This window comes from Undibacterium sp. SXout20W (assembly GCF_049340285.1).
In the GTDB taxonomy this organism is placed as follows: domain Bacteria; phylum Pseudomonadota; class Gammaproteobacteria; order Burkholderiales; family Burkholderiaceae_D; genus Undibacterium.
In genome coordinates this window covers 58256-71071 of the sequence record NZ_JBMPPH010000009.1, presented here as the reverse complement: position 1 = coordinate 71071, position 12816 = coordinate 58256, and the positions used below count along the sequence as shown (strand labels likewise).

At 41.2% G+C, this 12816-nt stretch carries 9 protein-coding genes; 8 read left to right on the top strand and 1 reads right to left on the bottom strand.

The features are described 5' to 3' along the window. The first annotated feature begins 206 nt into the window (after positions 1–206). From ACO0K1_RS07240 to prsT, 4 genes are all read left to right on the top strand, one after another. A complete protein-coding gene (locus ACO0K1_RS07240; protein WP_423024193.1) occupies positions 207–1490 on the top strand; it encodes a nucleotide sugar dehydrogenase in 1284 nt (427 codons plus the stop codon). Between the two features lie 19 nt (positions 1491–1509). Continuing rightward, the gene (locus tag ACO0K1_RS07235; RefSeq protein WP_423024191.1) at positions 1510–2547 is read left to right on the top strand and encodes an NAD-dependent epimerase/dehydratase family protein; all 1038 of its coding nucleotides are present in this window, start codon (positions 1510–1512) and stop codon (positions 2545–2547) included. Beyond that, positions 2538–3680: a GNAT family N-acetyltransferase gene (locus ACO0K1_RS07230; protein ID WP_423024189.1), complete on the top strand. Its 1143-nt coding sequence runs from the start codon at positions 2538–2540 to the stop codon at positions 3678–3680. Before ACO0K1_RS07235 ends, ACO0K1_RS07230 begins: the two co-directional genes overlap by 10 nt. Before the next feature lie 70 nt (positions 3681–3750). Further along, positions 3751–6468, top strand: a complete 2718-nt coding sequence (prsT, locus tag ACO0K1_RS07225) for an XrtA/PEP-CTERM system TPR-repeat protein PrsT (RefSeq protein WP_423024187.1) — start codon at positions 3751–3753, stop codon at positions 6466–6468. A 188-nt stretch (positions 6469–6656) separates the two neighbouring features. Here the strand turns inward: prsT and ACO0K1_RS07220 are convergent, their stop codons facing one another. Next, positions 6657–7292, bottom strand: a complete 636-nt coding sequence (locus ACO0K1_RS07220) for an XrtA/PEP-CTERM system exopolysaccharide export protein (RefSeq protein WP_423024185.1) — start codon at positions 7290–7292, stop codon at positions 6657–6659. 457 nt (positions 7293–7749) lie between these two features. On the opposite strand from ACO0K1_RS07220, the gene ACO0K1_RS07215 reads away from it, so the two are divergent. The 4 genes from ACO0K1_RS07215 (at position 7750) to ACO0K1_RS07200 (ending at position 12810) form a co-directional block, all read left to right on the top strand. Further along, positions 7750–9276 carry an XrtA system polysaccharide chain length determinant gene (locus ACO0K1_RS07215; RefSeq protein ID WP_423024183.1) on the top strand — a complete coding sequence of 509 codons (1527 nt, stop codon included), beginning with the start codon at positions 7750–7752 and terminating at the stop codon, positions 9274–9276. 67 nt (positions 9277–9343) lie between these two features. Then, complete coding sequence (locus ACO0K1_RS07210; protein WP_423024181.1) at positions 9344–10261, top strand: XrtA-associated tyrosine autokinase; 918 nt, start codon at positions 9344–9346, stop codon at positions 10259–10261. Further along, positions 10254–11807 (top strand): TIGR03016 family PEP-CTERM system-associated outer membrane protein, encoded by a 1554-nt coding sequence (locus ACO0K1_RS07205; RefSeq protein ID WP_423024179.1) that lies wholly within the window; start codon positions 10254–10256, stop codon positions 11805–11807. The genes ACO0K1_RS07210 and ACO0K1_RS07205 overlap by 8 nt, the downstream gene beginning before the upstream one ends. Before the next feature lie 10 nt (positions 11808–11817). After that, positions 11818–12810, top strand: coding sequence for an XrtA/PEP-CTERM system-associated ATPase (locus tag ACO0K1_RS07200; RefSeq protein ID WP_423024177.1), 993 nt, complete (start codon positions 11818–11820; stop codon positions 12808–12810). The last annotated feature ends 6 nt before the right edge of the window (positions 12811–12816 follow it).

Here is a 12816-nt window from a genome sequence, read left to right as displayed (position 1 = left end):
ACGAGAAACGATATCAAAATGCAATATTTCTAATATGCATTTGCCCTCCTCAATTCGCCCCCCAATAATTGTTGTCAATTTTTAACGATAAAATTTTATTTGCCAATAATTCAATGGAACGAATACTGTGAATTGTCAAAAAGGTTGTAATATAATATAAAAGAATCAATTTTCATCTAACCAACATTAGCTAGGATCAAAACACGATGGACATTTCAGTAGGTATAGTTGGCTTAGGTTATGTTGGCCTTCCGTTGGCCGTAGAATTTGGCAAAAAAGTACGTACAACGGGCTTTGATGTTTCTAAGAAAAAAGTTGAAAATTATCAAAATTTTATTGACGCCACTGGTGAAGTTTCGACCGAAGACTTGCGTAGTGCAACTTATCTGACAACAAGTACTGATCCGGAAGTGCTTGCACAAGCAGATTTCATTATCGTTGCAGTTCCAACTCCTGTAGATATTGCACATAATCCCGACTTCAAACCACTGATCAGTGCCAGCGAGACAGTTGGCAAGGTTATGAAACGCGGCGCAATTATTGTCTATGAATCAACAGTATACCCTGGAGCAACCGAAGAAATTTGCATTCCTGTTTTGGAAAGATGTTCGGGCTATACCTGGAAAAAAGATTTTCATGTCGGTTTTTCGCCAGAACGTATCAATCCTGGCGATAAAGAACATACTCTGACAACAATTCTCAAAGTCGTGTCAGGTGACGACGCCGATACCCTGGATAAAGTAGCAGGACTTTACGAGACCGTGGTTACAAAAGGCGTCTACCGTGCATCCAGTATCAAAGTAGCCGAAGCAGCAAAAGTGATCGAAAATACCCAACGTGATCTGAATATTGCCCTAATGAACGAGCTGTCTATCATCTTCGACATGATAGGAATAGACACGATGGAAGTACTCAAAGCTGCCGGTACTAAATGGAATTTTCTCAATTTCAGGCCAGGCCTCGTTGGCGGTCATTGCATAGGGGTCGATCCCTATTACCTGACACATAAAGCAGAAATGATAGGTTATCACCCGCAAGTCATTTTGGCTGGGCGACGCATTAATGATGGCATGGCCAAATTTATTGCAGAAAAAGTCGTTAAAGAAATTATTCGCGCCAATCATCATGTCAAAGGGTGTGTCGTCAATGTGTTGGGGATCACTTTCAAAGAAAATTGTCCTGACATTCGCAACTCTAAAGTCGCCGATATGATTTTCGAACTGCAGTCGTTCGGTTTAGATGTCCATATTCATGACCCTCTGGCCGACGCAGATGAAACCTTGCATGAATATGGCTTAAAACTAGAAAATTGGGACGATTTGCCAAAAGCACAGGTCACAATAGCAGCCGTGTCACATCAAGAGCTTACTATGCGTCCACTATCCGATTTGACAGCGAAATCCCTACCAGACTCCTGCTTTATTGATATCAAATCCCAATACAATCCTGACGAATTAACTGCAGCCGGATTCCAAGTTTGGCGTCTCTAATTTCCCCAAAAGAAAAATCATGAAAAATTTTACTGAACTTCAGTTGCAACTAAACGAACAACAATCAACTTGGGTCATTACTGGCGTCGCCGGTTTTATTGGATCTAATTTGTTAGAATTTTTGCTCAACCATAATCAAAAAGTTGTCGGTCTGGATAATTTCTCTACTGGTTACCAACATAATCTAGATCAAGTTCACGAAATCGTTGGCACAGAAAAATGGTCGAATTTCCGTTTTATTAAAGGTGACATCTGCGATATGGAAGCGTGCCAGCAAGTGTGTAGCGGTGCCGATTATGTGTTGCACCATGCTGCTCTTGGGTCAGTACCTCGCTCAATTGAAGACCCTATTTTAAGTAACGCAAATAATGTTACTGGCTATCTGAATATGCTGGTGGCTGCGCGTGATCATAACGTACGTCGATTTGTGTATGCGGCATCCAGTTCAACGTATGGCGATCATCCTGATTTGCCTAAAGTGGAGCCAGTTATTGGCAAACCCCTCTCTCCCTACGCCGTTACTAAATACGTCAATGAACTTTATGCCGACGTTTTCCACCGCTGTTATGGCGTATCGTCAGTTGGCTTACGCTATTTCAATGTATTTGGACCACGTCAGGATCCAAATGGTGCTTACGCAGCGGTTATACCAATCTGGATCTCGGCGTTAATCAGAAATCAACCACTCAATATCAACGGTGATGGCTCGACAACCCGCGATTTCTGTTACATTGAAAACGTCGTGCAAGCAAATATACTTTCAGCACTCTCTACTGACAAAAATGTTGACAATCAAATTTTCAATGTAGCGCTTAGTGACCGCACAAGTTTGCTTGAACTTTACAAGATGATGCGCGATGTTCTCAGCAATGATTACGCACATATACAAGATCATCAGCCAACATTTTTACCATTTCGTTCGGGTGACATTCCCCATTCGCAGGCAGATATTTCCAAAGCCAAGAGTTTGCTGAGTTACGAACCATTGTTCAGAGTTGATCAAGGACTTCGTAAAGCAATTAACTGGTACAAGCAAGATCTGGCAAAATGGGCTTAACTGCCACTGACACACATTACCCCATAGCCAAGGTCCATGTTTATCCTGGTTTTGATAAGCTTCCACCTGGATATACAAATCTGTTCCAAGATACCGAACAGTGTCGTAGTTTTTTCTTAAGCTTGCCCTGGTTCACTCATTTACGTAAATCAGGGACGGATACAAACACCCAATTACGGATTTATGTTCTTGAACAGGAAGACGTTACTGTACCTGACATGGCAGCTCTGCCAATGTGTTTTTATCCGCCGACATTGCCATTTTTTCGACTAAAAACACTCGTCGCATTCGCCAATTATTATTCAGCAATCTTCGGGCCGATCCTAAGCGAACAAAGCAACCACACAGCACAGCAACAACTCAATTTGCTCATTAAAGGTATTGGCGACGAGAAGCCTCGATGGGATGCAATAGATTTACATCCCCTCGAAAAAGAATCAGCCTGTTTTCCAATGCTGATCAGTGCTTTTTCTCATGCAGGCATGCCAGCTAAAAGCTACTTCTGCTCAGGGAACTGGTTTTTGAAAGTCAATGGTCGATCATATCAAGAGTTTTTTGACGGTCTGCCTTCAAAACTTAAAAATACTTTGAAGCGCAAAAGTGAAACTTTACGCAAAACAAAAAAGCTGGAACTGATGATTGCCAGTTCGTCCGAGGAAGTATCTCAACTCATTTCAAGTTATCAAGCAATTTATCAGAAGAGTTGGAAGACACCTGAGCCATTCGCGGAATTCGTTCCTGGATGGATTGAAGAAAGTGCCAGGCAAGGGTGGTTGCGACTCGGCATTGCGATGATCGACGACCAACCCGCTGCAGCACAAATTTGGTTGGTACATCAAAAGAAAGCATCCATTTATAAACTGGCATACGACGAACAGTTTTCAAATTTTTCGATTGGCTCCATCCTCACTGCGCATCTTTTTTCACATGTAATCGATATTGACAAAGTAGACGAAGTAGATTTTCTTAATGGAGACGAAAATTACAAGAAAGATTGGATGTCAGATCGCAGAGAATACTGGGGGATTATTGCTTACAATTCACAGACTTGGAAAGGCAAAATTGCCTACTATATTCAAAATTTAATACGCCATTTTAAACAATTAAAATCAGCGAAAATCTTTCGCAGATAACTCGCTTACCAACGTTTTACTTTACGTGTTTTTTACCAGACCTGTTTACGCTCACTTACCAGGAAAATATATGTCTCCGTTGAAGATTAACCCAAGTCGCATCAGATTAACTTTGAGTGTACTATTTTTATGCACCGAATTAGTTGCTTGTACACGATTTTATTCCGCAGATAAGTTCGTCGAAGAGGCTAAAAGCTACATCGCGAAGGGAGATGAGAAATCGGCTCTCATTCAACTAAAAAATGCGCTACAAAAAGATCCAAACCATAAAGAAGCGCGTATTTTAATGGGTGATATCTATCTCGAAACAGAAGATGGATTATCGGCTGAAAATGAATTCAGAAAAGCCATTGGTGTTGGTGCACCTAAAGATCAAATTCAAACAAGGTTAGCAAAATCTTTGTTATTGGAAGGGAAGTTCAAAAAGTTATTAGAAGAAACTGAAGTACCAGTTAACTCTCCAATTTCTGCGGAAGTATTAGCTATGCGCGGCGAAGCTTATTTGAACTTGAAAGATAAGGACTCCGCAAAAAAAGCCTTCGACCAAGCACTAAAAGTATCTCCCAATAACGCAGCGGCCTTAATCGGGCTAGCAAAGATGGCTGCCACTGATAATAATCTTAACGCAGCCAATGAATACGCTAATCTTGCGACGACTAATAATGCCAAAGACAGCAAAGCATGGCTCTTTAAGGGACAACTGCTCGCAGCGCAGTCAGATACTAGTGGTGCTATTAGTTGCTTTGACACCGCATTAAAATTACATCCTAAAGATGTAGCCGCACACATTGAAAAAGCGAATATCGAGATCAAATTAAAACAATTCGATCAAGCACAAGCAGACATTAAAGCCGCAACAGATCTGCGCCCCCAAAATCCGAATGCAATGTTTTCTCAAGCGGTACTCTACCTATCCCAAGGAAAAAATCAGGAGTCCTTAAATGCGCTGGCACCGATTTTAAAAAATGCACCACAATATTTACCAGCAATCTTAATCTCGGGCATCGCCAATTTCTCACTCGGCTCTACAAAGCAGTCAGAAGTTATTTTTAACAAATATCTGGCCGAGGTGCCATCCAATCTTTATGTCCAAAAACTGCTCGCCCAATCCCAACTTAACAACGGAAAAGCGCAGCTTGCTCTGGAAAACGTAGAAAAAATAATCGCTGCTGGCAATGAAAAAGACAGTGAACTACTTGCTTTGGCAGGTGATGCATCGCTCGCAGCAAAAGAATTTAACAAAGCAAATAGCTACTATGAAAAAGCAGTAGCGATCAAACCAGAAAATGCCAGCTACCTTACACAAATGGCGATCAGTAAATTAAATCTTGGTAAGCAAACCGATGCCATTTCTGAACTTGAAAAAGCCATTACTCTTGGAGATAAAACCTCCTCACTCAAGTCTGGCGTGCTCTTGGCAATGACATATGTCGGTAGCAATCAATTTGATCAGGCTATGACAACGGTACAAGCGCTTGAGAAGCAACAAGCATCAAATCCTCTTCTACTTAATTTGAAGGGTATTATTTATTTGAAAAAAAATGACGTTACAAATGCCAGAATCAGTTTCAATGACGCGTTGAAAGCCCAAGCCAACTATTTCCCTGCCATCGCCAATCTGGCAAAACTAGATATTGGAGATAAAAAATATGATCAGGCCAAAGAACGCTATCAAACACTACTCAATACTGATAAGAAAAATCTGGATGCTGAATTAGCTTTAGCGGATCTGGCCAATATTCAAGGTAATAAAAAAGATGTAGAAAAATGGTTACAGCAAGCGTACAACGATCACCCTGATCAGGCTTCAGCCGCTGGCAACTTGATTAATTTTTATATCAAATCGAATGAGATACAAAAAGCATTGACGTTAGCTAGAAATGCTCACAATACTGCACCAGAGAGTGCAGAGTTCCTGCAGCTTCTCGCAAACACGCAGCAGCTAGCGAAAGATTGGACTGGTGCGATCGATAGCCTATCGAGATTGGCATCCCTCCACCCTGAATCTCCTGATGAAAAATTCCAACTGGCAGGTGCATACGTCAATGCAAAAGATCAAGAAAATGCCATCGAGACATTAAAGAAAATCTTGGTGCTTCAGCCCACTTATACAAAAGCAGCAATTGCATTAGCTGACTTAGAGTCGAGAAAAGCGGACTTTAATTCTTCATTGCAAATCGCGAAGCAGTTACAAAAACAAGATGCCAAAAACCCTCAAGGATTTATACTTGAAGGCGATATATTATCTCGTCAAAGCAAATATGCGCCTGCACTTAAATCTTACGAAGCGGCATTGCAACTTCAAGAGAACAATCTCATCCTAAAGAAAATTCACCTAGCGTTAGTGAAGGATAAGAAAGAAAAAGAAGCCAATGATAGAGTCAACAATTGGCTAGCAAAACATCCAGCAGATAATAATACGCGTAACTACTACGCCGAATATCTTTTGGGTCAACCACAGTCAAGATCGCAAGCAATTTCCCAGTTCTTGATTGTTTTAAAAGCCGAGCCAAATAACCCTATTGTCCTCAATAATCTGGCCTGGGCATATGATCAGGATAAAAATCCAGTGGCTTTGAGCTATGCTGAAAAAGCGTATCAATTAGCAGGAGATACGCCACAAATTCTGGATACCTATGGATGGATTTTGGCAGAAAAAGGTGAATACCAGAAAGCGCTTCCAATCCTACAAAAAGCTGACAAACTCAAGCCATCGGATAATGAAATTCAAGCACATCTGGCCAGCGTGAAGAGTAAAACTGGTGACACACCGTCATCGGTAAAATGAAGTTTGCAGGCATATTGCTGAAGTCTAAAAATTAAAGCTTGACCGAATATTGTCAAGTTAAAAAAATCTTAAAAGGCGCAAATTAATGGCCTTTTAAGATTTCGTTTCCTACCCTTCTTGATTTGTATGACTACCTGAATCAGGCAGTCTGGCAGCCTGTAAATCAACAAAGTTAAATCGATATCAAATTAAAACAGACTTTGCGGAATAACAAGAATATCGCCTGGTTTGACCGGAATATTCGCAGAAATATCGCCATCTTTCAGCAGCGAATTCAAGCGAACATTGATCTTTACCTGCTTGCCGTCTTCTTCACGGATAATATTGGATTTATTTCCAGCCGCAAACTCAGTCATACCACCTACAGCAATAATCACATCCATTAAGGTCATTCCTTGGCGATAAGCCAGCGCCGCAGGTTTTGCTGCTTGACCGATCACACGCACTTGTTCTTGATACGGACCAGAGAACGTCGTAACTACAACGGTAACCACCGGCGACTGAATGAATTTGGAGAGCTTTGCCTCAATTTCACGTGCAAGACCAGAAGGTGTTTTGCCATCTGCAACCAAATCTTCAACCAATGGCGTCGAAATCTTGCCATCTGGGCGTACGGTCACTTGCATCGACACTTCCGGATTACGCCATACGATGACATTTAGTCCATCACCAGCACCAATCAAGTAGTCAGGGCTTGTAGTGGCTGAAACTTTGCTCGATTGGAGCGCTTCGTTATTGGTCGCGCAGCCACTCAAAATAGAGAAACAACCAATGACTAGTGCGAGAAAATAAGAACGGGTTTTATTTGAAGTTAATTTATTCACTGAGATTTCCTATTGAAGTTAGCTGAGTTTTAAGGAAATCGGAGACCTCCAAAAAACAATGTGCATGCATCGAAAAACGTTTCCGTCACATTACGGAATGTAAGCAAAACCTGTTAAAACTAACAGTTAACGTTGGTTAACGTTGTTTATCATACCACAACATTTTCTATTATTATTTAACAATTTTATTCTGCAAAATAGTTTAAAAGCATCAAATATTGCCTATTTGCACTGCTTTTCCTTTTAAAATGTAAAATCGAATGCAACTAAAAAAGTCACTATTTTGACAATATTTTGTTACATTTAAAGCAAATAGTGACAAATATGAAATATTTATACTTGAATATTCGTAAATTTCGAGTTTTTTCACATATTTGTAAATTTACTTACAAATTTACTTGTAGAATCGCTAAAGTTTTAAAAAATATTAAATACAAATTGCACTAAGGGAAAACTGATGGAAGAAATGCTCAAGCAGATACAGTCCATTTTTCGAGGTGGCTGGATATATCGCTGGCACGCAATTAATATTGCCTGGATCATCTCGCTTATAGGATTCATCGTTATTTTTAAGCTGCCCGACGAATATCAATCATCGGCACGTGTATTCGTCGACTCGCAAAGTATATTAAAGCCTCTGCTGTCCAATATGACGAGTGTGCCTAATGTCGATCAACAGGTTTCGATAATGAGTCGGACCCTCGTCAGCCGCCCTAATGTTGAACGTGTGATGCGCATGGTTGACATGGATTTGCTGGCAAGCAGTGATAAGAACAAAGAAAAATTAATCGACACCTTAATTTCTTCTATCAAAATCACGAGCACAACGCAAAACGATATTTACAGCATTACGTATACTGATCGCTCACCCAAAATTGCAAAGAGTGTAGTGCAATCGTTGCTGACTATTTTCGTCGAAGGCAGTATCGGCGACGAACGTCAGGACTCTGCTAAGGCAATCGTTTTTATCAATAGCCAAATAAAAACCTACGAGGAAAAGCTTGCAACAGCAGAAAATGCATTAAAAGAATTTAAAATGAAGAACGCTGGCATGTTGCCGCGTGAAGGTGGCGACTTTGGATCTAAATTGAATGAAATTTCAGATAATCTCAGCCAAGCCAAACTAGAATATGCAGAAGCGGTTCAAGGTAGAGATGCGATTAAAAGGCAAATCGCTAGTATCGAAACTCCTCAGAATAACGGCGAGCAATCAAGCCCTGTAGCAACACCTGAATTAGATGACCGAATTCAAGCCATTTCAAAGGGTTTGGATAATCTGCGGTTGCAATTTACAGAGGATCATCCGGACATTGTAGCAACGAAGCGTTTATTAGCACAGCTGCAAGCTAAAAAGCTCTCTGAAGAAAAAACCAGAAAGCCTTCGATCGCGAATCTGTCGAACAATCCAATGTACCAGCAAATGAAAGTGTCTCTCACCGATGCCGAATCCAAAGTTGCATCGATGCGCGCAAGGGTTGACGAATTCAGCCAGCGTTACGTCAAGGCAAAACAACAGACTACAGTGGCACCTGAGATTGAATCACAGCTAACACAGCTGAATCGTGACTATTCAATTATCAAAGAAAACTATGAAAAACTCGTAGCAAGCAGGGAATCAGCAAAAATTTCTAGCGATCTGAATGCGAGTACTCAGATGATGACATTCCGTGTGATTGATCCACCGACAACCCCACTTACACCGATGGGACCGAATCGATTTAAGCTCTTTTCTTTGACGTTTTTGGCAGCACTGGTTATCGGCGTATCGTCAGCGATTGCTCTAAGCAAAATTAGGCCTACGTTCCATTCGCAGTATGAACTGGCAGAAGCAACTGGTCTGCCAATTATTGGCACTGTAGGGATGAATTGGACCGCTGCGGAACAAAAACGCCGCAAACGAAGTTTGCAAATATTTTCCGTCACTGCATCCCTGCTGCTTGTATTTTATGTCGCCATGATGGCAGTGATTTACGCAACAAATTGACCTGCATTTTATTAACCGTGCATTTTGCCGGAAGTTTTCGACATTCAAACCATAGTTTGGAGCAAGCGTGAGTATTATTGAAAAAGCAATCATTAAACTTGACCTGAACAAGAATTCAGCAACAGAAGATAATGGCGTGCAAGAGAGTGGTGCACAGCAAACTGCGCAGTCGTTCGTATCTGAGGCAGCATCTCCGATTACTAACGTAGATACGATAGCATCGATTGCTGAACAGTCAGAGCCAACGAATTCAAAAAGAGTTGAATTCGATTTGAAGAAATTAGTTCAACTTGGGATGGTTTCACCGGATACAGACAGAAGTAGTATTTCTGAAGAATTCCGACGCATAAAACGTCCACTTCTGGATAAAATTTTTAAAGATAGCAACGGCGTTGACCATAGAAATTTAATTATGGTGACTAGTTCCTTGCCTGGTGAAGGTAAAACGTTTTGCTCAGTCAATTTGGCCATCAGCATTGCTTTGGAACTCGATCATACCGTCCTCCTCGTGGACGCCGATATGGCACGATCATCGATAGGCAGATACTTAAAAAGCACCACTGAAGAAGCAGAAAATAAAGCTGGACTCATGGATATCCTGCTTGATAAAGATCTGGATTTGTCCGATGTTCTGCTACGTACCAATATCGATAAATTGACTTTATTACGCTCAGGCAGACATCACAAACATGCGACTGAATTACTCGCAAGTCAGTCGATGAGTCTCTTCCTGGATGAAATCGCAACCAGATATCCTGATCGCGTCATCATATTTGATGCGCCTCCGCTCTTATTAAGTACAGAAGCACGTGTACTTGCGTCAAAAATGGGACAGATTGCGCTCGTGGTAGAAGCTGGAACGACAACGCAAAATGCACTTAAAGATTTACTGAGTCAGCTAAAATCAACAAGCAATGTCTCTCTGATTTACAACAAAGCACCAACCTATGAGGGCACGGGTTTTTATGGTGACTACTATGGCTAAAAAAACCAAACATAACCGGAATTGGCGACAGTCCGATTGGTTTGGAGTCATTGGTTTACCTTTAATGATGACCTTGTCATCGAACGCTGTCTCAGAAGAATTCACTATTCAACCATCTGTTGCTCTTAAAGAAACGTATAACGATAATATTTTCCTTACTGTTGCTGGCGCGCAGAGTAAGGCTTATATCACTGAGATAAGTCCACAATTAAATTTCAGAGTAGACAATTCAACACTTAAGTTAAACTCCAATTTAGAAATTCAGAAATTAATCTACCGTGGCGATGCGAATACAGAACGAACCAATAACATATTTAATGCAAATTCGACGGCAACGTTTGTTAAAAATCTTCTTTTTTTCGATGCCAACGGTGCTATTAGCCAACAGAACTTGAACCCGTTTGGCGCACTCACGTCAAATAACCTCAGCCTCTCCACGAATCGTCAGGAGCTTCGCACCTATAGCCTTTCACCCTATTTGAAAAGCAATTTCAATCCAAATACTATCGGTGAAATTCGTTTTAGCCGTGACTCAGTAGAGTCAAGTCAAGGAAGTGCTTTCGGAAGTAAAGGAAATACCATTAAGGGTAGTTTAACTAATGGTTCGAGTGCGAGCATTCTTGAATGGAACTTGCAGTACTCCAACGAACATATTTTTTATAACAACCAACCGACGATCACTCTGCAAAGTGAGAGCGCCAACCTTACCTATCATTTCGGCCGCGAATTTTCTGTCAACGCAGGTGTGGGGTACGAGAAGAATAACTATGTCGCTTTGAGTGGTGATTCTCCTGAAGGAAAAACTTGGACTGCTGGTTTTACATGGACGCCGAGTGAAAGAACATCCGTTGCTGTAAGTGGTACCAAACATTACTTTGGTGACACCTATTCAGTAACTGCCTCTGAACGTACGTTTGCGACGGTCTGGTCATTAGGTTACAACGAAGGGCTGATCACAAGTAGGGATCAGTTTCTCATTCCAGCTACCACAAATACTGCAGATTTTCTCGATACCCTTTGGAAGTCTAGCATTCCAAATCAGGCGCAACGGCAGCAAGCGATTAATGCATTTATTGCCAACACTGGTTTGCCTAGCACGTTAACTATGCCGGTAAATACAATTACAAACCTGGTTTATTTACAGAAAAATCTCCAAGCTTCAATGGCAGTAACTGGCGCACGAAACACGGTGATTTTCAGCTTATTCGATATTTCTCGGGAAGAGCAGTCGTTAAATACTGCCACCGCCATTTCAACCAATTCGAATTTATTGAGTAATACTAAGCAAACCGGTTGCAATATTTTATGGACATACAATATCTCTCCACGCACAAGTGCGGTTTTTACGGACAGCTATATCAAAACTCGATCTGAAAGTAATGGTTCTATTTCTAAAAACAACAACTTTACGACCGCCATTAACTATCAACTCCAACCAAAGCTGAAAGTTTCAATGCAATTTGAGCATATCAACAATAGTGCCAATTTTGGTTCGAGCAATTTCAAAGACAATTTAGTCTCTTTGACGTTCTTACTCAGCATATAACGGGATTCAGATGTACGAAAAATTTTATGGGTTGTCATCCAAACCTTTTCAATTGAAGCCAGATGCACGTTTTTTCTACGGAAGTAAGGGGCATAAGCGTGCCATGTCATATCTTGAATATGGTATTTCACAAGGCGAGGGATTCATTGTCATTACGGGTGAAATTGGCGCAGGTAAAACAACGCTCATGCGCAACCTGTTTCTTGAGTTAGTCACCGAGAACATCGTAGCGGCACAGATCGTCAACACCCATGTAGGTTCAGAGGATATCTTGCGCTTGGTCGCTGGAGCTTTTGGTATTGAATATGAAAATCTCAGTAAGGCTACCCTCTTGCGTCGTATCGAAGAATTTTTAATTCAAATAGACAGGCAAGGAAAACGTGCCCTGCTGGTCGTCGATGAAGCACAAAATCTGACGCCACGCGCACTTGAAGAATTACGAATGTTGTCCAACTTTCAGACAGCCGATAAATGTTTATTGCAAACATTCCTCTTAGGCCAACCTGAATTCAGACAAGTGATGCTCAGCCCGGATATGCAGCAATTGTATCAGCGTATTATCGCCAGCTACCATTTGGGTCCGCTCGATGTTGTCGAAACAAAATCTTATATTGAGCATCGCCTCAATACCGTAGGTTGGAAGAATAGTCCAGAGATCAATCAAGATGCCTACGAGGCAATTCACGAGTATACCGGCGGCATCCCCAGAAAAATTAATTCTTTCTGTGATCGCATGTTACTCATGGGTTTTTTAGATGAAATTTTGATTTTTGGCGAAGCAGAAATAAAAAAGGTGATTCAAGATATTCAACAGGAAAGTGAAGTCCCGTTGACAACACCAATCATCAATACAGCCATTGCAATCGACAATCTTGGCGATAACTATTCCTATTCTTCGTTAGTTGATGAACGGCTAACCCGCATGGAAAAAGCCTTGATTTCTGTCATTGGCGCGGTAAAAAAAATAGTTCCGGTAACAAAAATGAATAATGCTCAGGATTAAACTCCG

What these genes read in the sequence shown, in the direction of transcription:
- ACO0K1_RS07205 (WP_423024179.1), top strand. Translation starts at nt 10,254, where the DNA reads ATGGCTAAAAAAACCAAACATAACCGGAATTGGCGACAGTCCGATTGG.
- prsT (WP_423024187.1), top strand. Translation starts at nt 3,751, where the DNA reads ATGTCTCCGTTGAAGATTAACCCAAGTCGCATCAGATTAACTTTGAGT.
- ACO0K1_RS07240 (WP_423024193.1), top strand. Translation starts at nt 207, where the DNA reads ATGGACATTTCAGTAGGTATAGTTGGCTTAGGTTATGTTGGCCTTCCG.
- ACO0K1_RS07215 (WP_423024183.1), top strand. Translation starts at nt 7,750, where the DNA reads ATGGAAGAAATGCTCAAGCAGATACAGTCCATTTTTCGAGGTGGCTGG.
- ACO0K1_RS07200 (WP_423024177.1), top strand. Translation starts at nt 11,818, where the DNA reads ATGTACGAAAAATTTTATGGGTTGTCATCCAAACCTTTTCAATTGAAG.
- ACO0K1_RS07235 (WP_423024191.1), top strand. Translation starts at nt 1,510, where the DNA reads ATGAAAAATTTTACTGAACTTCAGTTGCAACTAAACGAACAACAATCA.
- ACO0K1_RS07230 (WP_423024189.1), top strand. Translation starts at nt 2,538, where the DNA reads ATGGGCTTAACTGCCACTGACACACATTACCCCATAGCCAAGGTCCAT.